Below are 22,269 nucleotides of genomic sequence, written 5' to 3'. Positions count from 1 at the left end.
GGGCAATGGGCTTCTATATTGATTATGCATTGAACAATTTCAGGCGCTCTTTTAGTCCAAGGTTCCTTGGCTATAATTTCCTGGCAGGAATTATTGTTTCTGTCCTTTCAATTTTTTTGATTGCGGTTTTTGTTGTGCTTCCTGCGGTGGCAACCTTTCTTTCCTTTAAGTTTTCGGTTGCAGCCCTCTGGATTTATCTCCTGCTTTTCTTTGTTTTCATTGTGATAATGGCTTTCGCTGAAGCCCTTTTCTTGGGCTTCAAGCTGAATTTTTCTAGGGCCCTTGCCTCAGGAAAAAAAATTGAATTGGGAAGCGCATGGAAGGCATTGAAGCCAAGGCTTGTAACTGCCTTCGGCGTAAAATTGGTTGTGAACCTTGTTGTTGCAATTGCAGTTATCTTATGGCTGATTCCTGTTGCAATATACTTCCTTAATGCAATAAAGGAATTCTCTTTTTTGTTTTCTGCTCTCCCATTCACTTCTGCCCAGACTGCTTTTGCTCTCTCGGTTCTTTTCCCTGCATTTTTGCTTCTCTTCCTTAAGGTTTTTGCCTGGCTCTTGCTTGGGGCAATAATTTTCGGGGTAATTTATCTTGTTCTGCTTCCTTTCCTCATCGTACTGAATGCTGTTCCGTACTTTGAGGACATTGGAATAATTGATTCCTTCAAGAGGGCTTACTGGCTTGGAAGAAAGAATTACTTCAAGAATTACTTTTTTGCAGTAGCTTATTTCATCTTCAGCCTTGCTGCAGTAATTGTTCTCTTAATAGTGGGGGGCATCCTGAATTTGGTTTCTTTTGTTTTCTCGTTCTTTTTACTGGCAGTTGCCATCGCTGCCATCATCAGGTTCATAATAAATGTATTATTCGGCGTCTGGGCCCAAGGCTATGGAAGCCTGTTCTTTTTGAATGTCTATGCCTTTGATTCAAGCGCAAAAAAGCCTGCCTTAAAGCCTGCAAAAAAGCCAGTGAAAAGAAAGGCAAGGCCTAAAGCCAGAAAATAGTTTTTATGCCTTTTGCGAAAAGAAAAATGAGCACTCCAAGGGCAAGAAGGGCAAAACAAAAAAGTAAGCTCTTGCCTGAACTGTCCTTTAATAAAACAAACAGGATTTTTGAGTCAAGCGCTGAATTGGTTGATGCTTTACTTCCTGAATTGAAAAAAGAATTAAAGCATAAATTGATTGCAGGCCTCACAGAAAAAGAGGTTTTGAAGGAGCGCAGGGGAAAACTTAAAGAGCCGGAGTATTTTTACTCAAAAATTTCTTCTATGCCTACCCCGCCGCTTTTTTCTGCAATAAAGAAAATTAATTTAGGCATCCGCAATGCAGAAAAAGAAAAGAGGACTGCAGAAAAAATTTTGTGGGGCAAGCAGACTAAAGGCGCTATCTCAAACAAGGAAGCCAAAAGGCTTATGGCTAAATTTAATGCAGAAAAGAATACAATAATAGAGCACTTGCTGCTTGAGCGCTTTTTCTTTGAGGGGGAGCTCGCCAAGAGAAGGGAAGCCCTGAAACAAAAAAGGATATATATTCTTCCAAAAGCTTTCAGCAGAACTTCCTCTAACAAGTAAAATTAATAATAACTTACCCTAATTGTTTGATTATGCCACTAAAATCAGTAAGGGTAAGAGCAAGAAGGGTAAACCAACGTAAGAGTAGAAAATTTTTTGCTTTGATGAAAATGCATGGAATAGATGACTTTGTGTTAAGCAATATAAGAAATAAATTATTAGATAGATTTGCGTATGACCCTGCCTATTTGAATTTGCCCAGAGAAAAACAAAAAAAGATGATGGATGAAGCCATATCCAAGGAAATTAAAAAAATAGTGAGGGAGAAAGTTGAGCCCGAAGAAATGCCTAAATCAAGGATACTTAGTTTGCCTGAAGAGCGTTTAGCTGAAAAGGTTAAGAAAATGAAAGGCACTGAACTAAAAGAATTATTGTTATTTGCAGACGATTATTTGAGACATGCTTTCCGTAATATTAGCAAGTTTCGAGAGGACCCTTCTCATGTCAGCGGACTGTCAGAATACAGATTGGAGGCAAGACTTGAGAAAGCATCGGATAAATATAGAATAATTAAGTCGGAATTGAAAAGAAGACATTACATTATGTGATGTTATTCTTTGAAAACTTATTCTAAAAAAGATAAACATTATTAAGAAGTTTTATTCTTTTTCTATAGAATTCCAGAAAGGTGGCGTTTAATTGAAGATAGGGAATTTTGAGGTTGGGGATTACGTAGTAAAAGAGGAGGGAGGCAAAAGGCACCTCATCTTTGACTGCAGGAATTGTGTGTATGGAGCATCCATGTCTGATGACCTGCACTGCAGGTTCCACGCCATTTCTCTGCTTCAAGAGCTTGAAGCGCAAATTATTGTCTGCGGGGAAATATATGAAAGGGTCTACAATGAAGCGCAGACTAAAATGCTTGCAGAGATTGCTGCCTTAATTCCAAAATTTGAGCTGGAGAACATTTGGGGTTACAGCCATTTGGGAAAGCCTGGGGCATTAGATGAAAAGGATTTCGGGGTAAGGCATGACCTTGTCCTCAGGGTTACAAGAGAAGGCATTTCCTTTGACCCTATTGCAGCGTACTTAGAATTAATACAGGAAATCAACAGAATAAAAAATTTGGTTCCAGGCCTTGAAGCAAAGACAGCAGAATCAACAAAAGTTTATTTGGGAACCCTCCTGAAAATAAAAGAAATATTTGATTCAACTCAATTGATTTCAAAGGTCAGGGACATTGTAGTAAAATTGGACAAAGTGCCTGACACCCTGGAATTATATCATGCCTTCTTTGAGGCTGAAGTAAAGCCTTCATTCATTGCCTCAAGGCTAATGTTCGAGAGGCCCGAGGCACTGGAGTTATTGGATGAATACAATGTCCTTAAGTCCAATGTGCAGATATTCAAGCACCCTAGCAAGGCAGAAAAATTGTACTTCATTAATCCACCGGAATATTCCCTGCCTCCAGAAAAATATTTTGTTTTGTCTAAGACAAAAGAGATTGTTGCCTCCTACAAGCCGGGTAGAACATCCCTCACAACAATTGCAAAGTCAAGGAAATACTTTGAGAGAGTCTATGAGAGCACTATAATGGAGATAGCACAGCACAACAACATTAAATTGGATAAAGATGAGGTAAAGGAATTAGCTGAAATTGTTGCAAGATACACAGTCGGATATGGCATCCTAGAAATTTTATTGAATGACAGGAAGCTCACAGACATTTTTCTTGACTCGCCAATCGGAATGAAGGCATTATATGTTGTTCATTCGGATTATGGTCAATGCCAGACAAACATTATTTACACTGAAGAGGAGGCTTCAGCCCTAGTTTCAAAGATGAGGGCAATGTCAGGCCGTCCATTCGATGAAATGCATCCTGTGCTGGACTTTGACTTGGAGGAATTGGAGACAAGGGTTGCTGTAATCGGAAAGCCTTTGGCTGCAGACGGTACAGCCTTTGCTTTCAGGCTGCATAAGGTTACTCCTTGGACTCTGGCTCAATTCATTGACGTGAAATTCTTGAATCCTCTCGCAGCAGGCATGCTTTCTTTTTTTATTGACACTCAATCAACAATGCTTGTTACAGGCTCAAGGGGTTCAGGCAAGACTTCCCTTATTGGAGCTTTAATGCTGGAAATCCTCCAGAACATTAGGATTATAGTGCAGGAAGATACATTGGAAATCCCTGTGCCTTACATGAAGGAGATAGGCTTCAATATTCAAAGGCTGAAAACAAGGTCTCCAATCAGCGTGAGCAAGACTGAAACAGAGGTTGCCCCAGAAGAGTCCTTGAGGACTGCATTGAGGTTGGGTGACAGCGCTTTAGTGATAGGGGAGGTTAGATCATTGGAAGCCAAAACATTGTATGAGGCAATGAGGGTTGGTGCAGCAGGAAACATTGTTATTGGAACAATTCATGGGGACTCAGCTTACAGTGTCTGGGACAGGGTGGTGAATGACCTGCAGGTTCCTACTACCTCGTTCAAGGCAACAGACATTATTGTGGTTGCTAGGCCCATAAGGTTTGGCGGCTCGCTCCAAAAGCACAGGAGGGTTACCCAGATAACTGAAGTGAAAAAGCATTGGGTTGAAGACCCTGAAAGGGAAGGAGGCCTCCTGGATTTAATGGTGTTTGACGCAAAAAAGGATAAAATGGAATTGCTTGAAGACAACTTGAAGGACTCAGAGCTCTTTGACAGGATTCAAAGGAATACTGGAATGTCAATGAATTCTATTTGGGATAACATTAAAATGAATGCTAACGCCAAAGCCTTCCTTGTTGAAGCAAAAAATAAATTGGGCTTGAAGGAATTGCTTGAGGCAGAGAATTCTGTTGCAGCAAACAATAAACTCTTACTGCTCAAGGAAGAGCAATTGGAAGAACATGGAAGCGTTGACTATAATGAGGTTTTAGGGAAATGGAAGTACTGGATGCAGAACGACTTCCTGAAGAGACTGCTTGCAAGAAAAAAGAAATAATTTGAATTTTGGGGTAATTGTAAAAAGTTTGGGAACGGTAATTGCATGCCAAGAAAATTTGTTTATGAGGCGCAAGGAAAGGATGTCTCTCCAGGGGAATTGTATAAGGGCATAACTTATTCAAAGGAGTTCGGCGAAAGAGGGGAGACAAGGCTTGTAAGGAAGGTTGACCCTGGATATGTGAGGTTCTGCAAGTCCTGCCATAAGAGTTTTCCTTCTCTTGGAAAGGGAGCTAAATTCTCTCAGAAGTACAAGGAGGCAATCGATTTTTTGGGATGGAATTTGAGTGCAGAGGAACTGGCTGCTGCATTCAAGCTCACATTACTTGCAGCAATAATTTTTGGCTTCATTTTAATTGTGGTTGCATTGATGTCTCCTTTGCCTTCTTATGTTGCTTCTTTCACTGGAATGCAGGAGCTGGCTATTGCTTATATTTTCATTCCAATAATTCTCATGGTTTACGCTATAGTGAATTTCATGCAGAAGTATGCTTTGAATGTAGCAAAGACAGAACAGGTGAAGGCTTTGACTTATGTGCCTGAAATAATGGGCTACATGATAATGTCAATGAAGCTTGTCCCCAACCTGGAGAAGAGCGTTGAGTTTGCTGCAGAGCACGGAAGGGGGAAAATAGCAGAAGACTTTAAGAAGATCATCTGGGATGTCCAGTTAGGCATCTTTAATACCTTGAGCGAGGCATTGGATGACATGGCTTACAAGTGGGGTAAGTTCAGCGAGGAATTCAAGACATCTTTGATGATGATTAGGGCTTCAGTGTTAGAGGACACAGAGGCAAAAAGGTATCAGTTGCTTGACAAGACAATGGATAATACTCTTGAATCAATCAGGAACAAGATGGAGCAGTATGCCCGCGAATTAAGCCAGCCTACTGTAATGTTGTTCTATTTGGGCGTCCTTCTCCCTTTAACTTTAATTATTATTCTTCCTGTTGGAAGTGCTTTTTCTGGGCAGGCCCTTGCAAGGCCTGAGATAATTATTTTGATTTACAATATCATAATTCCTGCTGCTGCATTCATTTTCGCCAGGAATGTGTTGAAGAGCAGGCCCCCTACTTATGAGCCTCCAATTATTCCTGAAGGAAGCCCTCTTGTGCCACCTAAATGGAAGATGAAATTAGGTAATTCTTTTTTGGACGTAAGGGCAGTACTGTTTTTGGTTCTTTTATTAGGCGCTGGAACAAGTTTCTTTCTTCACTTGAACGGGATTGTAATTCAGAAGAATGCCGGCACAGGCTTCTGGGGCCCTGTCATTTCCTATGACTGCAAGACTGTAAATATTAAATCTGAGGGGATAATGGTTTTCCTTGCCCTGGACAAGACCGAAGAGTGCGTTTACTTAGAGGCAGGAAAGGAAAACAATTACTATGGCGAAAATGGGGTTTTATACCAGCAATTAATTAATTCAGGTGAGTCCAGTGAAAAGGCTTCTGCAAGGGTTGCATTGGAGAGAACACAGTTTTTCAGCGAGCCCAAGAATGATGTTACACCCTACAATTTAATTTTCGGTTCATTGATTACTTTCAGTTTGCTCTGTTTTGTTTTCTTGTATTACAGCAATATCTATAAGAGGAAGGTGCAGTTGGATGCAATTCAAATGGAGTCAGAGTTCAAGGACTCATTGTATGTTCTTGCTTCAAGGCTTGGAGAAAACAAGCCTGTAGAGGAAGCCTTGAGGCATGCAAAGGAATTCCTTCCTTCATACAAGATTTCCAACACCTTGTTTGGGAGGACGATAGATAATATTAACATGCTTGGAATGCCTTTGGAATTAGCTGTATTTGACCCGAATTACGGTTCACTCAAGAATAATCCTTCTGCCATAATTCGTTCTTCCATGAGGCTGTTGGTTGATTCTGTTCAATTAGGCGCAGAGGTTTCTGCTCGGACTTTGATCTCCCTTTCCCTTCAATTGAATAATTCAGAGAAGGTCAGCAAGATGCTTTCAATTTTAGTGCAGGAGATAACCTCAACAATGAAGACAATGGCTGTATTTGTTGCGCCAATTGTTTTGGGGATTACCACTGCACTCCAGAAGATTGTGATAATGACTTTAGGGTCAATTATTTCGCAAGGCACTTTCGAGAGGTTTTCTGAAATGCCTTCTGTTACCTCTCCGGGTGTTACTGCTTCAGGCGTAGGCAATTTCACTGCAGGGCTTTCTTCCTTGAAGTTCACTGCAGAGTCTTTCGCCCAGCTTGTAACTCCAGCGCAGTTCACCTTGATTGTTGCAGTATACATCATTGAAATTGTAATTATTTTGACTTATTATACCACAAAAATCGAGGAGGACAACTGGCTTCTGGCAAAAATTAATATTGGAAAAGCCCTGCCTATTGCCACAGTAATCTTTGTTGTCTCAATCATTGTTGCGAACAGCGTTGTAGGAACTTTCACAGGGTGATTTAGAATTAAGATTAATTCAAGTGGCCAGGAATTCGAGGTCTTCAAAGTCCTTATTTGGGGTATTATAGCTTTGGCTGTGCTCTTCATTATTGTCGGAATCATTAATTACCTCGAACAAGTGAACTATGATATAAGCCTTCAGAGGATCACTGAAGGAATAGGGCACGCATCAAAGAGCCCTGACGGCACAACAAAAGCAATCGCAGGAATTTCAATTCCTAAAGGTTCTTTCAATTCAAAGCAGTTAGGCTCAAAAGCAAACATTGACGAGAAATGCATTAAATTCAATTCCTCTAAAAGCAGTGCATTCACTGTAAGCAATTCCAGTGAAGTTTCGTCAATTCAAATAAACCAGGCAATCAAAACAAATGTCTTCGTGAAATGCGATGACCCAGACATAATTAGTGCAATCAGTTTCTCTTACAGCGCCTACTCCCAGGGCTCTGTCTCCTGCGAGAGCAGTGCCTGCCCTGAATTCTGCTGCATTGCATTGTACGGCATGGACTTCCCCAAGGACTAAACTTATATATTTAAATATTATAACAGCATTCTAATTAATGGTGAAATCAAAAATGAATTCTAAAGGGCAGGAATTCTCTGTATTTAAGTTATTGATTTCTGCAGTAATTGCAGTCGTAATTCTCACCCTGCTTTTAAACATCCTTGGATTGATTGGCCCTATAGGTCAGGGCGACCCGAAAAAGGAGTCAGTTGAAATACTAAAGCAGGCTTACAATAACAGGTATAATGATTACAGGACAAAGGCTGTAACGTTTTCAAATAATGATCAAATAAATGTAAAAGCAACTGCAGAGGCATCAGGTTTAATTACTGCCGACCAATTATGTATGGTTGGGGAAAGTTCATTTGGGCCCCCTAATTGGACTATAACAGCAAAATCAATAATGTATACAGGCGGCGGCCAGAAGCAGGCATACCTTGCAGCATACTGTGACAAAGGCAACGCATTATCAACTTCCCTTGAAGACACCTCATTCCTAAAAGACGTTGATGTATCAGGTTGCAATTGCGCTACTCCAGATAATACTGATACCTGCTGCATTGTGGGATTAGTTAAATAATTTCTTTCCCTCTCTTTTTCTCTTTTTTTGCCTAATGTTTTATATATTTCTTCTGTTCTTATTTTAGTGATGTTTTGAATGGAATCAAAATTTTTTTCTGAGGAGAGAGCGCAGAGCGAGTGGAATTCTGTTTACATGCTTGTAATCCTTATTATTGCTGCCCTTTTGCTGATCGCAGTAATTAAGCCAATGTTCCAGAACGCAATGAATACTTCAAGGAAGACTCTTGGGGGAACGTGAAATGAATTGCAGTGGGCAGGAGGAAGCCCCTTTTGAACTTCTTGTTGCAGTAATCCTCATGACTTTTGTTATATTGATTGGATTGTATGCAATGACTGAAGCATCAAACAGGAAGTGCCTGCAAGAGAAAAACAAGGACTTGGACAACCTTGCAGCGAAAATCCAGGAGGTAGCAAACAATGAAACCATTGCTGCTGCTCCACTCTCTTTTATTGCGTCCCAGTGCGGAAAAAATGAAGAAATCAAAATCATCAGTTCAATTGAGGCCATACAATGCAGGGTCTGCCCTGGCTCATTAAAGTCATGCTTGCTATTGAATTACAGGAGCGATGCAGGATACATTGAAAACAAGTGCTTGAACATAAGCCAGGCAACATATTTTGATTCAGGGGATAAAGGCTGCCCTGCAAAAATTGGCGATTATGATTTGGTTGACTTGAATCCGGAGAATGAGATTGAGAGAGGCCTGTATAAATTGGAATTCAACCAGAAGTCGACAGAAAACTTTCCGGTAATTTGCGCTTACTACAAGAAAGGGTGAGTTTTTTTAATGTTGGGCTTTACTTTAAGCAAAATGAATTTATTGATTCTTGTTTCGGCTGTATTCGTAATTATATCTTTCTTCATGATAAGCTTGAGCAATGTAATGCTTGAAAGCGTTGCCTCAAGCTACATCAAGCAGAAGGAAAAGGACGTATACAATATTGCCGTAGTAAGCCAGTCTTTATGCGAAACAAACACTTTTTACTTGCAGAATTCAATTGAAACCAATCCCTCCAATGCATTCAGCAGGGGCCTGTATTATGCAATGGTAATCAAAAGCCTTCCCCTGGATTCTGGATTGAACAGGATTATATTCCAGATCTTTCCTCGAACTGATTTAACTCACTTGATTGCAGCGGACTCTTTTGATGTTAATGCAGAAATAAGATTTTTTGACTGCACTACAGGCACTTGCTCAGAGGCAAGCCAAATTAAACTGGACCCCCAAGACATTGATTCAGAAAATCATCGCATTAATGCTTTTGTTTTAGTGAAAGAGGTTGTGGGAGGAAAGAAAATCCTTTACTTTATTCCTTGCAGTACACAAGGAAAAGTCTGCCTTGCAAATTTCGGAAAGGCAGGGCCTTTTAACTGCGAATTATATTCCGTGAGCTGATGTTGAAATGAAAAAAAACAGAATGCAGAAAGGCTTTCTTGGGCCAATAGGGGACGACCTTCCTTCATTGATCCCACTGCTTTTCGCCCTCACAATCTTCTTTTCTGTATTCTATTTTGCCTTGACTGAATTCACAAATAAGGCAGACTCTTTCGACAATGATGTTGCTGTAGTGCAGATAAGCAATGCATTGAGGGGCACAGGCCTTGTGTCAGGTCATTCCTCTCTCAGGGAATTATGCGCTTCACTTAACGTAAAGACGCCTAAATATATTGCATTGATAATAAAGGACGCCAACCTTGATTTGGGTGAACTGGAACCAAGCATTGAATCAGAAGAAAATTCTTCCGGTCCTTCAAACAAGTTCGAGTGCTCTAATACTTCAAAGAGCTTGAGCGAGAGCATTTCTGAATTAAAAAAAGAGTCAGAGAGCCCTTCTGCAAGGATTGTTTCAAGGGTTTTTCCCATTGCATTGGACAAGGACTCTGTCATTGAGCAAAAGTTTCTTGTGGTGATTGCATGGAGTTAAGAAACAGGAAAGGCCAGGCCGCAATTACTGATGCATTGTATTTCCTGCTTATTGTGACTGGGCTGGTTACTTTTCTATTCTATTTTTCAGGCCAGTACGGCAGGACTGTGAGCGCTTATGCTGCTTCTGCTTATACTTCAGATTATGCTTCTGCTGCAATGAAGTCAATCCTCTTCAGCAGCATTCCAAGAAATCCTGCAGAGGACCTTTCTACCTCAAAGGAGGTTGATTTCCTTATGGCTGAAGTGAAAGAGGATTATGCCGATGACATGGAGTTTGATTTCACTAGAGAGCAGTTAGAGAAGAATATATTGTTTGCAATGAAGCCTGTCGAAAAATCTTATGATTACTTGTTTTTTATTTCCCCTGAAGAGGAAGGTCTTACCTCAGTTCCTTTTGTTTTTGTTTATGCAACTGATTTCGACCAAAAGAAAAAAATTCAGTATTCCTGCAGCCCTGAGTCAAGGGGTAGAATAAATGATTTTGCCCTGGCTGTTTCCGCCAACGCAAATTCTTTTTCTAAAATAAAATTAATTAAAATCAAGGAAGATGACTCGTTAGAAACAGTGGAGGCAGTCGTCGGCTTGATAATGTGGACGCCGAGCCCAGACTACAAAAGCTTTCTGGCCAGCCAGGAATATTTGAATTGTGCTTAATTATATGGTATTTTCTTTTCCGCATTTAGGGCAGACTGTTTTCTTTTTGCCCTCAAATGTTTTGACTGACCTAGCGCATTTCTGGCAGTAAGCATTGCCGCATTCAGGGCAGAAGATTATTTGTGTTGCCTCTTTTTTGCAGTTAGGGCATTTTTCTTCTTCAATTTCTTCTTCACCTAATTCTTCTTCCAATTCAGGTTCAGCTTCTTTCCCTTCTTCTTTGCCTTCGGTTTCTTCTTCAAGGCTGAATTCCTTGCTTAAGTCTAATTCTTCTTCTGTCTTCTTTTCTTTTTCTTCTTCAAGGAAAGCCTTCTTTAGTTCTTCTTTTACGTCAAGGCCTTTTTTTTCTTCTTTGAATTCTTCTTTTGGGATTCCAGCTTTTTCCCTTCTTAATTCCAGTCTGCTTTTTTCTGGTTCCTCTTTCTTCTCTTCTGTTTTTTCTTCCCTCATTCTCCTGTAAAGCGTCATGTGAGGCTCTTTCCCCTCTTCTCTTTTTTCAGGTATCTGCCTTGGCCTTTCCCCTTTTTCTTCTGTTTCTTCTTTTGGCGCTGCTTCGACTAATGCTTCTGTTTCGTCTTCCTTGATTTCTTCAGTCAGTTTTTTTGCGCTTTCCATTAACTTTCTTTTCTCTTTTTCTATTTCTGCGCTTCCAGTGCCTGAAATCTTCTTCTCCCCTTTTTTTTCCCTGTGGAACCTTCTCATTCTCCTCGGGATTTCTTCTCCCATTTTTTTTCGCCGTTTTATTGTATTACCATATATTTGTTCCATAAAGTTATTTATATTAGTTGCCCTCTTATTTTTTGCATGGTTTTAGATTTGGCTTCCAATGCCTTTCTTTCAGTTATTGACTTAATTAAGATAGCTTTCTTTGCAAGCATTCCAGCTTTTATTGCAGTAATTCTCGGAAAGAAATTAAAGGAAATGCTGGAAGAAAAATTCAAGGGCTCCTGGCTCAGGAATTCTTTTATTGTGACTTATGTTTTTTGCCTTATAATTGTTGCCTTCTTGTATGTGTTTCCTTTGATGAGCGCTTTGGGGGAGGTTGATACTGCAGGAGTTCCTGAAGAGCTGAATCCTACTCTGGCAGACTCAATTATTGCTTTCTTCTGGTCTGTTGTTAAGGTAGTTTTTTCGGCTTTTGTGATTGCAGTGCTTTTAATTCCGCTGGAATTTGTTGGATTGTATGTTTTTGAATGGATTCAAAAAAAATACAAGTTTAATTATTTCGCTGAATTGTTTTTAGGGGTTTTTTCAGCTTCACTGGTTGCAGTGATTGTGTTATTGTTCCTCTTTCCTTGGACCTTGACTGGATTGATTTACTTGATTTATTTTGCATGAGATGATTGAATGAAAAAAGAATTTGTTTTGATGGTTGTAATTCTCCTGCTTTCAACCCAGTTCTCTTATTATTCTTACGCGCAGGAGGCAGCTGCGCCTGAAGAGGGAATGACAGGCTTTTCCTGTAATACCTCTTCTTTGACTCCAGAGGAGGTCGCCTTATTCAAGGACAAGATTTTAAAGGAGGGCTTCCAAGGACAAGAATTAAGCTCTGGCATGCCTCCAATCGCTGACAGGGATAAACTGGATAATAATACTGCTGTGCTCACAGACCTTGACTCTAACCAGGCAGCAAAAATTGAATTGCCGAACCAGAAAATGGATGTACCCGAATTAAAGTATTTGATGGATTACAGGTACACCGGAGGATTTTCTATTGGAATTTTATTGGATGACACCCTGCGAGCTGCAAGATGCAAGGACACCAATTCCTGCGCCCTTAATGGAAACAAGCTTTCCTTAAGGAATTCAGGCGAAGGCATTAAGGGCGCTACAAAAAGCGCCTGGAATGACCTGAAGGAATTGTTTTCAAACAAGGGCGACCAGCAATTGAACATGGACGCAGAGAAAAAGCAGATGCTAAAGGACTACATTGAATCGCCTGAAGCAGACCAGAACGGAATTGAGTTCGTCACTGCCTCAAGGATTCCAGGAAACTTCATCAGCAATTATATTTCCACTGATTCCTTAAAGGCTTCAATGGGCACAACCTGCAATAATTCTTCCTGCGTCATTTCAGTTTACTCCATGTTTGACAAGCACTTCAACACCTGGTTTTCCTTGGACATTGTAATTTCCAATGTAGGCCCTGTCCTGCTTGGAAGGGCATTCAAACTCTTTGGGATGGCCGGAAGAAGGGGCATGATTCCATTCCTCTCTGAAGGAGGCAACTGGGACAACTGGGCTGTAACAAAAAAGATTAGGGGAAAGCTTTATGACCCAGAGCAATGGTTTGGCAAGGCAAACGCATACACCTTTGCCAAAGAGATAAGGAGATGGGATTTAGGAGAAATAGAATGGAAGTGGGCTACAGGAGACATGTCAATGTATTCCACTAGCAGGTCCTTTGACTTCAGGAACAAGGCCTGGGCTCCAGGAGGATTATTTGAAAGAATGAAAACCTTAGAAGAAAGAAAGCACGCAATGAATACCTTCAAGTACTTGAAAAGATTCAATAATGCCGAAGAGTTCGCTGCAAAACAAATAGATGATGACTTCAAGCATGCATTAAAGCAAATTGACGACCAATTTCCTGGAGCTCTCACTGCAGAGCAGAGGGCATTGAAGGAAAAGCTGGTTGCCCAGGCTTATGCTGAAAGGGGAACAGGCCTTACAAAGCTTGCAGTGAATTACGATGACATTATAGGCTCTGACTTTCCTGTTTATTTAGCCAACCAGGAGAGAACAGGAATGACTTACAAGGCTGTCTTCAATGAAGAAACAAAAACATTTATTCCGATTTCTTCAGACCCAAGCGTTTACAACAACATAATGTACACTTTTAAAGGAGACCCAAAATATGGTGGTCTTGGAAAAGATTTTGCAGGAAGTTTCCAGGGATGGAAGAGATACAGGATGAAAGGAGACGGCATTCAATTATACCAGATAAAAGATGTTGGTCCGCTTGAAGTTACAATGGATGGTGCAGGGTTAAAAGAGTCTGTGATGAAAGGAAAGTTTTCAAGGCAGGTTGTAGCAGAAATTGAACCCAACAAGTACATTCCTGTAGACAAAAGCACTGTGGATTACATTGTTTCAAGGAATCCAGCAAACATTAAGATTTACAAGTCCGGCACATGGGGCCCTGCAACCTATCTTGATGAAACAGGGAGAGAGGTTGAAGACGTCCTTACGCCAAAGAGAATGGGGGAAATTTCAGGCGACTACATCCAGGACAGGATAAAGAAGACAAGCAAGATGACTAACTGGCTTTACGAGGACTTTATAGAGCATAACTGGGCTAACAAAAAATATTATTCTGTTTTGGACAAATTCCAGAAAGAAGAGGAAAAGCTCTTCAAGGCATATTTTTCTACAAAGGGCGGGGCATTAAAATGGACTGCCTATCCTTATCTTTACTGGTGGGCTAAAAAAGGAGCAGGCTTCAAGGAATTGAGTGCTTACCAGCTTCCTTCAAGCTGGCGTTATGTTCTGTTCAGCACAAAAGAAGGAAAAATCTTTGATGACGCTTTCATTGACTTTTTTGCCAATGAAGGATCAGACACAGGAGACATGTTTGTCAGAATAATTAACAGTCTTCCCTGGAAATGGGTTTTGAATACTGTTTCAGATAAATTCAATCCTGCAAAAGAAACTTACGATAAATTAACAAAACCAGAAGCAGGTTTAAGGACAAAAGTTGGAAGCATTGCGTTCTATTCTTACGGAAAAGATGATTGCGGGGCCTCCTGCAGTATAACTGTAACCTCAAAGACTGGCTTCTTTAATGCAAACTTCAGGTCTATTGGAGACCAAAAATCAATCATTTTAGAGGACACCCCGGAAAAAGAAAAAAAGAAAGGCTCAATGCTTATAAGCTATGCCCATCACATGAATTTGGATGGAAAGACTGAGGACAGCACAACAACCGAGCCAGTAGATTTGGAGAAAGCAATAAAAGAGAAGACGACCTGCACTGACAAATTAGAAGAAGCATTCTTTGGTATTGGCTTGGCAAAAAAATTGGGTCCTTCAGGCGCTGCCGCTGCATTAGGCATTACTGAGAACTTGAGTTATGCTATATTTGGAATGACAGGGATTTTCACCAGTGCAGTGCAGCAGATTGTGGTTGCTTCAAGGCTTCAGGACTGCATTGATACAGAGGAAGGCTATTACGTCCAATTTTCTATTCCCCCCAAAGAAGAGCAGAAGGCTTCAGACAAGGATGTGCAGAAGCTTTCAACTGAAAAGGTTTCAGACTTTGTTGCAGGCGCTAAAGACAAGGCTGAAGCTCTCTTTAATGGGGCTGGGGGCATAACACAGGATGCAATGAATAATGTGAAAGACCAAATCGGACAATTAACTAAGAGTGCAGCAGATAATGATTTAGTGCAGGCGACATTGGATGTTTCAGGAAATAATGATGGGGCTGTTGCGGGCTCAAAGCTTTTCTATTTATGGATTGCCCCTGGAGACAGTTCTGTTGCAAGCTATATTACCTCAGGCAAGACTGTAGTTAAGGACAAGAATCTTTCAGTTGAATTAAATAAAGAAACAGGAGTGCTTTCAGCTAACGGCCAGCCAGTTATTACCTCAGAGGATAACGTGAGGCTTTCTTCCATTAACACTAATATTCCTGCAATTGAAATTCCTAACACGCTCACAAGGCTTGGGCTGCCTTATGATTCAAACATTCTGATTTTTGGCATTGGATTGGACAGCGAATTGATTGCAAAGAACAATGAGGTATTAGACTGTATTAAGGAAGGAGTAAAAGAGCAGACAGGAATTGAATTGACAGGAGAGAATTTGAGCGATGCTTTTGGACCAGTTCTTTCTGTTATAACTAACTCTCACCCGGACATTTTTATTTCAGGAAACAAAATTATTGCAGACGGCCTTCCGAGAAAAGTTTCAGAAAATGCCCCAAAAATTGAAATTTACGCGAACAGGCAGGTTCTTCTTTTGGGCTCTGCTGACAACGACCCTGATGTAGGAAAGCTTGAATCCATTCAATTAAAGAACGGGGTAATAGTATTCAAGCTTGAGACAAATGAATTGATTTTCTGGCTCAAGCACAACGAGAAAGGCATTTTAAGCCAGAATGACGTTCAAGGAATAAAGGTTACGCCCACAACATACAAGAATCCTGTGACTGACTGCGATGAGCCAGCATTTGACCTAAATATTTTAGGAGACCCTAATTCTCCTGCCCTGCAGTTTGATGCAGCCCAATTCAATAAATCTCTGGCCAAATTCGGGCCTTACCAGGTTTTCGACACAGACAAAAGGCGTTATATTTTCTATGCCTTGCCTCCTGACTGCATACCACACATGAGAATAATTGACAAGGAGACAGGAAAGGTTTACGACCAACCAATTGATGCAATAAAGTCTACGCCTAACGGATTCCAGGTCGCAACAAGTGACGGGAAAACACACGACTTTGCTTTCGGTGCAGAGAATGGCAGGCCTTACCTAGAATATAATGGCTCTAAAGAACAGCTCAACAGCATGCAGGGAGCGAATGGGGCTTTCTGGTATGACCCCACAAAAGGACTGTATTATGCAGAGAACGCTCAACTGCTTCCTTTAAGCGACGAATTCAGGCAGAAAGGCATACAGACAATGGTTGGCCCTGACGGGGAAGTCAAATCCACTGCAGGAGGAAATTACATGAATGTAAACATTGGCACAGGCCAGAACCAGCCTTTCTCTCTGCCCTCGCTTCCAGAAAACCCAATCATGTTAATTTTGTTCATTTCCCTTTTACTGTTCTCTTTCTCTTTAATTCAATCGAAGTTCTCTAATGGCCATTACAGGAAAAACAGAAAAAGGAAATAGAATTATTTTTTCTTTTTATCTTCTAATTTATTTATTTTGTCCTGTATTATTTTAATTACTTGCTCATAGTTATAAGGCTTGAATTTTGGCATTCCTCTCCTCTTAAACATTGTGACAATACCTGAAATGTTTTTGTAGAAGCCTAAAACTTCTTTGTTAAAGTCTTCTTCTGCTTTTGCTTTTCTGCCGTGTATTTCCCGGCTTGCATTCACCTGCCCAAGCAAATATTTGAATTCTCTTGAGTTAACATCCATTCTCTGTATTTCCAAAAGCTTTTTTTGGCTGTACTTCTGCTTGTGCACCCACAAGATTACGTAGGTCTTTTCAGCCTCCTCCAAAGCCCTCTTAAGCTCTTCTGTTCTTTTCTTTATTTCTTCTTCTCTTGCTTTCTCAAAAGACTCGGCAGGGGTTTTCTCATTTTCTCTCCTTTTTTCTTTTTCAGTTTTTGTTTTGCCTCTTTCAACACTTATATCAAGGTCTCTTTCTTTGAATATTATTTTCCTTTTTGAGGGGATAGGGGTTACAGTAACTGTTCTTCCGTCTTTACTCTTTTTTATTCTACAGCTTTTTTTTCCAATGCGGTGGTGCCCTGGCCTCATCAAAAAACCTGCTTTCATTTAATTAAATCTATTACTTGTGAATCAAACAATAAATTTTGCTTAAAAAATTATACTGCTCTGACTTTGCCTTCTCTGTAGGAAATCTCTTCATCTGCCCCGTGAAATATTGTTCTTCTTTTACCGCCTTTTGGATATACGTCTCTAGCGCCACTTTTTCTTCTTACTATCCTACAACTTGCTGGCTTCTTTTTTTTGATTTTTGGAGCCGGTCTTTTTGCTGGCATGATTTTTTACCTCCGTTTTTTTCTTTAATAGAATTAGGTGTAAGGCAGTATATAAATTTTGCGCGAAGATGCAATCACGTGTACATTGGAGGTTGGTCTTCTTCGAGTTTCTGTACTGCGCCGTGGGTTCTCTTTATGTTCTCCAAATGCTTCAATAATTCTTTCTCTGTTTCTTTTGCTTCTTTCATTAAAGGCTCAATGCTTATGTTCAAGCCTAATATCAGGTTTAGTTTTTCCAGGAGAGCTGCTGCTGCCTTGTAGTCTGCCTGGATATTGACATTCCCCAGAATGCTGAATGCCTCCATGTTGGTTTTCTTTAGTTCTAACAGCATGAGGGAGGTTATGCCTGTTGTTATTCCTTCGCTTACAATTTTTATGCCGTACTGGTCCAAGAGTTTCTTTGATTTCTCGTTTGCTGCAATGCCGTAAATGGTTTCCTTGCTTTGCGTTGGGTCGGCGTTAATTCCTTCAAGCGATATGAGCCTTTTGAACTTCTTTTCTTTGATCCATTCAACTACGGCTTTTGCCAGTTTGTCCGTATAATATCTTGGGATTATTTGCTCGGAGATTATTATTGCCAGCTTCAATTTATCGTTTGCATAAATCCTTGAGGGGTTTACTGGAATGCCTTGATGAATTCTTATTATTGGGATGAATACATTAGCATCAATGTAGCCTATTTCCCTGAAGTTCATTCTTTCAGCCAGGTATTTTGCTCCTATTGTGCCTACAAGGCCCATTCCCGGGAATCCTTCGATCAGTGTGTAGTCAGAGAAATCCATTTTTTCATATTCAATAAAATTCACTTTTATTTCTTCAGGCATTTTTTATTGCGCCCCTTTTATTTTTTCTATTAACATTATGTCCTTAATATTTAAAACTCTTGCGCTATTTTTCCTTATTTATTTCCTTTTCTCTTTTTTGAGCTGGGAATTCAGGTAAATGAAAGCGAAGTTGTTCAGCTTCATCAACAACAAGGCAATTATGTATAAATGGCCCAGTATTAGGAAGCTCATCCAGTACTTGAACTCAAATTTCATCAGGAACAATGCGCCGAAAAAAACCCATACAAGGAAATAATTTGCTACAATCAGGTAATACGTGAACCTGTTGTCCTCCAATTCGTCTTTATTGTACCAGCTGTATTTGGTTGAATCCCCAAGCAATGCCTTCCGCCAGTTCATTTTTTTACCACCTCTCAAATTATTTTTATTTTTTCGTATTCGTTTTCATCTAAATATTTTTCTCCGCATTTAGTGCATTTTAGTATCTGCACATTTTCAATTAAGCATCTGTTGAAGTATTTCCTTTTTGCTGAAACTTTTTTTGTCGGCGTATTGCAGTGAATGCATTTCATGCTCATTTTTTATCACATTTATATTTATAATAGAACAAAATAAATTTTTTTGCTTTTATTCTCACAATGCCCTTGCAATCGTGTAAGTGATTATGCTTGCAGGGATTAGTATAAGGGAGTAAATTATTGCTTTCTTTTTGTTGCCTTCATGGTGTGAAATGAAGATGGAGGCAATCAAGGAATATTCAATTATGTATGAGAAGTTTGCTGTGAGTGCTGCTTCAAGCAGTGCCTTTCTCTCTTTTGAACTCAATCCAAGGCTCAGCTCTGCAATGCCCTGGAAATTCAGTCCTTCTATCAGCCCTACAATCAACCCTAAAATTAATGGTACTATTATTGCGGCTGCCATTAGTACAGTGTATTTTTCTATTGTTGTTGTTGCATTCCTTTCCCTTATAATTGATTGCGTTTCAAGGACGTCTTCTGCTGTCTCCTTGAACACAGAGTGCATTTCTGCCCCGCTTGAGTGGCCTTGAATTAAAAGGTCTGCTGCCCTCTCTACGATCTTGCTCTTGCATCTCTGCTGCATCCTTGAAAGCGCTTTTTCTATTGATGCTCCTTTCCTTATCTCTGAATTGACTTTTTTGAATTCCTTGCTGAGCAGGCCGAATTCTGTTTTGGCCATGTAGCTTATTATTTTTGTTGTTGCTGTACCTCTCGGAAAAAGGCTTGCCTGCAGTAGCAGGTCAGGAACCATTCTTTCTTTTTCTCTTTTTCTTTTCTCAAACAATAGCAGTTGAAAAGAGTATTGGAGGATTAAAGGCGCGAAGAATGCAGTTAATGAGAAAATTATTGAGTAAAAAAAAGGGAATTCAAGGAATATAAGAATTGAGAAAAGAATTGTCGCTGCAACTGCGCCGTGCAAGAGGCTTTCTTTTATTATTCCTTCCAAATTTTTCTTGCACTCATTCTCTTTCAGCATTTCCTCGAATTCTATCCTGCTTTTTTTCCCAAAAAAATATTCTATTATTGAATTGAATGAAGGAATGATTTTCATTTTTTATTCCCTCAGAAAGACTGGAGTCTTGAGTTTTACTAGGTAGAGTATTGCCAAGTCTATTGCAGGGAAGACTACTACTGAAATTATTATTACCTGGATTGGAGTGAATTCTATTGCAAGGAACATTGAGCCTATTGAGACAAATGCCAGGAACATTGCAGGGATTATTGCTGAGACTGCAATGAAGAGCAGTGAGAGGATTATCAATTTTCCAGAAAATTCTTTTGCTTCTGCCCTCTGCTTTGAGAGAAGCTCTTTTGCAATCCTTTTTATTGGCTCTCCTCTCTCGTTCTTGCTTCCCTGTTCGTTCACGCTCACCAAGTGTGCAATGCTCCTCTTCAAGTTTCTTGAGTCAATTCTCTCGCTCAAGTGCAGTAAGGCTTCCTGTATGCTTGCTCCTTTCAATGAAATCTCTCTTGTTGCCCTCTCCAATTCTTTTGAAAGAATTCCATAATTCCTTTTTGATGCATTCTTCAATGCCTTCTCGAAGGGCAGGTTCATGTTCAATTCTACAGCCATTGACATTAAGGCGAAAGGCAGTTCCTTCTCTATTTCTCCTGCAATCGAATTCTTTTTGTGCAAGGGATAATAGTATCCCAAGGCGATTCCGAGAACAAGAAGCGTGAATGCAAGGATTGCGCTCAATATTATTTCCTGTGTTAAAAGCGCTGCAGTAATCCAGGCAATTATTGTTGCAATTGAAGAATAAGCAATAATTTCCTTCCAGTATTTTTCTGCGTTTTTGTTTATCCTTGCTTTCTCAAGGTTTTTTTGTGTTTCAAGCAAAATTTTTTCTTTTTCTTCTTCAATTTTCATTTTTTCTCACTGCATTTCTTGGTTTATTCTTTCAAAGAATTCCTTCAAGCTGTATTTTTCTGCAAGCATTTTTTTGAGCATTTTTTCCCTTCTTTTTATTTCTTTTTCTGCTTTCCTTTTGCTTAAGCCCAAGCAGTTCATTATCTTCTGCATTGCTTTAATGCCGTGGCTTTTTTTCTCTAATTCGTTTTTCTTGTAATTGAATTCGTATAATTTGTTGAGCTTCAGCTTGCCCTCCTGCAATAGAATTTCGCTTGCTTCAATTATTTTCCTTGTCTCCTTTCTCTGTTTTTTCTTCAGGTTTACTTGAGTCCATCTCTTCTGTATTAGCATGAGGTCAATTGATTGGAGGTCTAGGTCTATTATCCCGTAATTTTTCATTCTTGTTACTGCTTCCTGCGAGCTTTGCGCGTGAAATGTTGCATAGCTTCCCTTTCCTTGTCCTGCGAGCATTGTGTCAATGAATGCGTTTATTTCTTCCCTGCTTCTTATTTCCCCTACAATTATCCTGTCAGGCCTCATTCTCAGTGTGTCTGTTATAAGTTCCTGCATTCCTATTCCAAGGCTTTCAATTGTATTTAATTTGATTAAGTGCCTGTGAGGCAGTTTTATTTCTGGGGTTTCTTCTACTGCAATTATTCTCTCGTTTTTTGGAACAAAACTGAAGAGGGAATTCAATGTGGTAGTTTTTCCTGAGCCTGTGTTTCCTGCAACCACAATGCTTGCATCTGATTCCAGTGCCAGCCAGGTAAAGGCCATTAATTCTGCTGTAAAGGTATTGTTTCTTATGAGGTCTAATGGGGTGAAAGGCTCTTCCCTGAATTTTCTTATAGTAAAGCTTGGACCGGTAAAAGATACAGGCTTTATTGTTGCATTCAATCTTGAGCCGTCTGGCAGGACAGCATTTATTTTTGGTGTCTGCATTGAAAGCCTTCTCCCTATCTTTCTAGCCATCTTGTTCACTAAGTCCTTGACTGTCTGCTCTGATGAGTAATATAAGTTGGTTTCAATCCATCCTTGGCTTTTCTCGAACACGCGCACTGGATTTCTTGCGCTTAAGCCTGCCAGGCTTACTTCTTCTATGCTGTCGTCTGCAAGAATTGCGTTTAATGGCCCGAAACCGAATGCAATTGATTCTATCAGCTTGTACAGGTAGTTCTTTTGTTCCCTGTCTAATTCAATTAGGTTTCTCCTGCAGTAGGAATTGAATTCTTTTGCCAAGTTCTTTTCTTCTCCTCTGCCTTCTTTTGCCTGGAATTCTTCCACTGTCTCTTTCACTAGTTCTGCTTCTTCGAGCGAGAGCTCCGGGAATTCTTTGAGGAAGTATATTTTCTGCCTGTTTTTTAATTCAATCAATTCAATAGAATCAGTTTTAAGCAGAAATTTGCGGATTAATTCTTTCTTTATTTTTCTTGTCCTGAAGCCTAAAAGCCTTTCAGTTTCTCTTTTCTCTCTTTCTTCAATTCTTTCCTTTGCGTGCAATCCAGCTCCCTCTAACCAAAAAAATAGAGGGCACTAATTAAAAATTTTTTCATACGACAGAAAACGAAAGAATTTTTTTTTTTTACTTGCCTGTTGTTGGGGTCTTGGGCTTTGTTGGAATTGCGTTTGTTGTGTCTCCTGCTGCCCCAATTGCGTCCAAGTAGTCAGTTTCCCCTAATGCAGGGTTAGGCAAGTCGCTTAAGTTCTCTAATTCTGCACCGCTTTTCAGGGTTTCTCCTGTTGTTTTTCCTGTGCCGCCCTGAGCGCTTGGTTGAGTGCAACCTATCATTAGCAGAATTAGTGCAATTAATCCCAAAACCAAAATTTTTTGTTTTAATTTATTCATTT

At 40.0% G+C, this 22,269-nt stretch carries 24 protein-coding genes; 14 read left to right on the top strand and 10 right to left on the bottom strand.

Features of this window, described 5'->3' with window-relative positions:
* Positions 1 to 5: 5 nt before the first annotated feature.
* The 12 genes from AB1467_05940 to AB1467_05885 all read left to right on the top strand — a co-directional run bounded on the left by AB1467_05940 (position 6) and on the right by AB1467_05885 (position 10,581).
* A complete protein-coding gene (locus tag AB1467_05940; protein MEW6295799.1) occupies positions 6 to 1,001 on the top strand; it encodes a hypothetical protein in 996 nt (331 codons plus the stop codon).
* A gap of 26 nt (positions 1,002 to 1,027) precedes the next feature.
* A complete protein-coding gene (locus AB1467_05935) occupies positions 1,028 to 1,567 on the top strand; it encodes a hypothetical protein (GenBank protein MEW6295798.1) in 540 nt (179 codons plus the stop codon).
* Between the two features lie 32 nt (positions 1,568 to 1,599).
* Positions 1,600 to 2,115 (top strand): hypothetical protein, encoded by a 516-nt coding sequence (locus AB1467_05930; protein MEW6295797.1) that lies wholly within the window; start codon positions 1,600 to 1,602, stop codon positions 2,113 to 2,115.
* A 91-nt stretch (positions 2,116 to 2,206) separates the two neighbouring features.
* A complete protein-coding gene (locus AB1467_05925) occupies positions 2,207 to 4,492 on the top strand; it encodes a type II/IV secretion system ATPase subunit (GenBank protein MEW6295796.1) in 2,286 nt (761 codons plus the stop codon).
* A gap of 45 nt (positions 4,493 to 4,537) precedes the next feature.
* On the top strand, positions 4,538 to 6,913 hold the full coding sequence (locus AB1467_05920; GenBank protein ID MEW6295795.1) for a type II secretion system F family protein: 2,376 nt from the start codon (positions 4,538 to 4,540) through the stop codon (positions 6,911 to 6,913).
* Positions 6,914 to 6,985: 72 nt separating this feature from the next.
* A complete protein-coding gene (locus tag AB1467_05915; protein ID MEW6295794.1) occupies positions 6,986 to 7,435 on the top strand; it encodes a hypothetical protein in 450 nt (149 codons plus the stop codon).
* 52 nt (positions 7,436 to 7,487) lie between these two features.
* A complete protein-coding gene (locus AB1467_05910) occupies positions 7,488 to 7,997 on the top strand; it encodes a hypothetical protein (protein MEW6295793.1) in 510 nt (169 codons plus the stop codon).
* Positions 7,998 to 8,075: 78 nt separating this feature from the next.
* Positions 8,076 to 8,237 (top strand): hypothetical protein, encoded by a 162-nt coding sequence (locus tag AB1467_05905; GenBank protein ID MEW6295792.1) that lies wholly within the window; start codon positions 8,076 to 8,078, stop codon positions 8,235 to 8,237.
* A 1-nt stretch (position 8,238) separates the two neighbouring features.
* Positions 8,239 to 8,778 (top strand): hypothetical protein, encoded by a 540-nt coding sequence (locus tag AB1467_05900; protein ID MEW6295791.1) that lies wholly within the window; start codon positions 8,239 to 8,241, stop codon positions 8,776 to 8,778.
* A 33-nt stretch (positions 8,779 to 8,811) separates the two neighbouring features.
* A complete protein-coding gene (locus tag AB1467_05895; protein MEW6295790.1) occupies positions 8,812 to 9,396 on the top strand; it encodes a hypothetical protein in 585 nt (194 codons plus the stop codon).
* A gap of 7 nt (positions 9,397 to 9,403) precedes the next feature.
* Entirely contained in the window at positions 9,404 to 9,925 is a 522-nt protein-coding gene (locus AB1467_05890; protein MEW6295789.1) for a hypothetical protein, read from the top strand.
* Positions 9,916 to 10,581: a hypothetical protein gene (locus tag AB1467_05885; GenBank protein MEW6295788.1), complete on the top strand. Its 666-nt coding sequence runs from the start codon at positions 9,916 to 9,918 to the stop codon at positions 10,579 to 10,581. The genes AB1467_05890 and AB1467_05885 overlap by 10 nt, the downstream gene beginning before the upstream one ends.
* Here AB1467_05885 and AB1467_05880 read toward each other — a convergent pair whose 3' ends face one another.
* Entirely contained in the window at positions 10,582 to 11,307 is a 726-nt protein-coding gene (locus AB1467_05880; GenBank protein MEW6295787.1) for a hypothetical protein, read from the bottom strand.
* Positions 11,308 to 11,385: 78 nt separating this feature from the next.
* On the opposite strand from AB1467_05880, the gene AB1467_05875 reads away from it, so the two are divergent.
* Together AB1467_05875 and AB1467_05870 are read left to right on the top strand one after the other, a co-directional pair.
* Complete coding sequence (locus tag AB1467_05875) at positions 11,386 to 11,919, top strand: hypothetical protein (GenBank protein MEW6295786.1); 534 nt, start codon at positions 11,386 to 11,388, stop codon at positions 11,917 to 11,919.
* Between the two features lie 9 nt (positions 11,920 to 11,928).
* Entirely contained in the window at positions 11,929 to 16,422 is a 4,494-nt protein-coding gene (locus AB1467_05870) for a hypothetical protein (protein ID MEW6295785.1), read from the top strand.
* A 2-nt stretch (positions 16,423 to 16,424) separates the two neighbouring features.
* Here AB1467_05870 and AB1467_05865 read toward each other — a convergent pair whose 3' ends face one another.
* The 9 genes from AB1467_05865 to AB1467_05825 all read right to left on the bottom strand — a co-directional run bounded on the left by AB1467_05865 (position 16,425) and on the right by AB1467_05825 (position 22,267).
* Complete coding sequence (locus tag AB1467_05865; GenBank protein MEW6295784.1) at positions 16,425 to 17,039, bottom strand: hypothetical protein; 615 nt, start codon at positions 17,037 to 17,039, stop codon at positions 16,425 to 16,427.
* A 50-nt stretch (positions 17,040 to 17,089) separates the two neighbouring features.
* Positions 17,090 to 17,266, bottom strand: a complete 177-nt coding sequence (locus AB1467_05860) for a hypothetical protein (protein MEW6295783.1) — start codon at positions 17,264 to 17,266, stop codon at positions 17,090 to 17,092.
* Between the two features lie 74 nt (positions 17,267 to 17,340).
* Positions 17,341 to 18,090 (bottom strand): PAC2 family protein, encoded by a 750-nt coding sequence (locus AB1467_05855; GenBank protein ID MEW6295782.1) that lies wholly within the window; start codon positions 18,088 to 18,090, stop codon positions 17,341 to 17,343.
* A 78-nt stretch (positions 18,091 to 18,168) separates the two neighbouring features.
* Complete coding sequence (locus tag AB1467_05850) at positions 18,169 to 18,450, bottom strand: hypothetical protein (GenBank protein MEW6295781.1); 282 nt, start codon at positions 18,448 to 18,450, stop codon at positions 18,169 to 18,171.
* Positions 18,451 to 18,464: 14 nt separating this feature from the next.
* Positions 18,465 to 18,629 carry a YgiT-type zinc finger protein gene (locus AB1467_05845; GenBank protein ID MEW6295780.1) on the bottom strand — a complete coding sequence of 55 codons (165 nt, stop codon included), beginning with the start codon at positions 18,627 to 18,629 and terminating at the stop codon, positions 18,465 to 18,467.
* 55 nt (positions 18,630 to 18,684) lie between these two features.
* On the bottom strand, positions 18,685 to 19,620 hold the full coding sequence (locus AB1467_05840; protein ID MEW6295779.1) for a type II secretion system F family protein: 936 nt from the start codon (positions 19,618 to 19,620) through the stop codon (positions 18,685 to 18,687).
* Positions 19,621 to 19,623: 3 nt separating this feature from the next.
* Positions 19,624 to 20,439: a type II secretion system F family protein gene (locus tag AB1467_05835; protein ID MEW6295778.1), complete on the bottom strand. Its 816-nt coding sequence runs from the start codon at positions 20,437 to 20,439 to the stop codon at positions 19,624 to 19,626.
* Between the two features lie 6 nt (positions 20,440 to 20,445).
* The gene (locus tag AB1467_05830) at positions 20,446 to 21,921 is read right to left on the bottom strand and encodes an ATPase, T2SS/T4P/T4SS family (GenBank protein ID MEW6295777.1); all 1,476 of its coding nucleotides are present in this window, start codon (positions 21,919 to 21,921) and stop codon (positions 20,446 to 20,448) included.
* An 82-nt stretch (positions 21,922 to 22,003) separates the two neighbouring features.
* Entirely contained in the window at positions 22,004 to 22,267 is a 264-nt protein-coding gene (locus tag AB1467_05825) for a hypothetical protein (GenBank protein ID MEW6295776.1), read from the bottom strand.
* Positions 22,268 to 22,269: the final 2 nt, after the last annotated feature.

The organism is Candidatus Diapherotrites archaeon (assembly GCA_040755695.1).
Taxonomy (GTDB): Archaea; Iainarchaeota; Iainarchaeia; order Iainarchaeales; family 1-14-0-10-31-34; genus JBFMAK01.
Note: the sequence above shows the minus strand (reverse complement) of the source record. Positions and strands in the feature narration are given on the sequence as shown.

Excerpts from the sequence above, each read along its gene's own strand:
- AB1467_05845 (MEW6295780.1), bottom strand. The coding sequence starts at position 18,629 with ATGAGCATGAAATGCATTCACTGCAATACGCCGACAAAAAAAGTTTCA.
- AB1467_05900 (MEW6295791.1), top strand. The coding sequence starts at position 8,239 with ATGAATTGCAGTGGGCAGGAGGAAGCCCCTTTTGAACTTCTTGTTGCA.
- AB1467_05940 (MEW6295799.1), top strand. The coding sequence starts at position 6 with ATGGGCTTCTATATTGATTATGCATTGAACAATTTCAGGCGCTCTTTT.
- AB1467_05855 (MEW6295782.1), bottom strand. The coding sequence starts at position 18,090 with ATGCCTGAAGAAATAAAAGTGAATTTTATTGAATATGAAAAAATGGAT.
- AB1467_05905 (MEW6295792.1), top strand. The coding sequence starts at position 8,076 with ATGGAATCAAAATTTTTTTCTGAGGAGAGAGCGCAGAGCGAGTGGAAT.
- AB1467_05860 (MEW6295783.1), bottom strand. The coding sequence starts at position 17,266 with ATGCCAGCAAAAAGACCGGCTCCAAAAATCAAAAAAAAGAAGCCAGCA.
- AB1467_05890 (MEW6295789.1), top strand. The coding sequence starts at position 9,404 with ATGAAAAAAAACAGAATGCAGAAAGGCTTTCTTGGGCCAATAGGGGAC.
- AB1467_05920 (MEW6295795.1), top strand. The coding sequence starts at position 4,538 with ATGCCAAGAAAATTTGTTTATGAGGCGCAAGGAAAGGATGTCTCTCCA.
- AB1467_05825 (MEW6295776.1), bottom strand. The coding sequence starts at position 22,267 with ATGAATAAATTAAAACAAAAAATTTTGGTTTTGGGATTAATTGCACTA.
- AB1467_05880 (MEW6295787.1), bottom strand. The coding sequence starts at position 11,307 with ATGGGAGAAGAAATCCCGAGGAGAATGAGAAGGTTCCACAGGGAAAAA.
- AB1467_05895 (MEW6295790.1), top strand. The coding sequence starts at position 8,812 with ATGAATTTATTGATTCTTGTTTCGGCTGTATTCGTAATTATATCTTTC.
- AB1467_05835 (MEW6295778.1), bottom strand. The coding sequence starts at position 20,439 with ATGAAAATTGAAGAAGAAAAAGAAAAAATTTTGCTTGAAACACAAAAA.
- AB1467_05865 (MEW6295784.1), bottom strand. The coding sequence starts at position 17,039 with ATGAAAGCAGGTTTTTTGATGAGGCCAGGGCACCACCGCATTGGAAAA.
- AB1467_05840 (MEW6295779.1), bottom strand. The coding sequence starts at position 19,620 with ATGAAAATCATTCCTTCATTCAATTCAATAATAGAATATTTTTTTGGG.
- AB1467_05910 (MEW6295793.1), top strand. The coding sequence starts at position 7,488 with ATGAATTCTAAAGGGCAGGAATTCTCTGTATTTAAGTTATTGATTTCT.
- AB1467_05870 (MEW6295785.1), top strand. The coding sequence starts at position 11,929 with ATGAAAAAAGAATTTGTTTTGATGGTTGTAATTCTCCTGCTTTCAACC.
- AB1467_05875 (MEW6295786.1), top strand. The coding sequence starts at position 11,386 with ATGGTTTTAGATTTGGCTTCCAATGCCTTTCTTTCAGTTATTGACTTA.
- AB1467_05885 (MEW6295788.1), top strand. The coding sequence starts at position 9,916 with ATGGAGTTAAGAAACAGGAAAGGCCAGGCCGCAATTACTGATGCATTG.
- AB1467_05850 (MEW6295781.1), bottom strand. The coding sequence starts at position 18,450 with ATGAACTGGCGGAAGGCATTGCTTGGGGATTCAACCAAATACAGCTGG.
- AB1467_05935 (MEW6295798.1), top strand. The coding sequence starts at position 1,028 with ATGAGCACTCCAAGGGCAAGAAGGGCAAAACAAAAAAGTAAGCTCTTG.
- AB1467_05930 (MEW6295797.1), top strand. The coding sequence starts at position 1,600 with ATGCCACTAAAATCAGTAAGGGTAAGAGCAAGAAGGGTAAACCAACGT.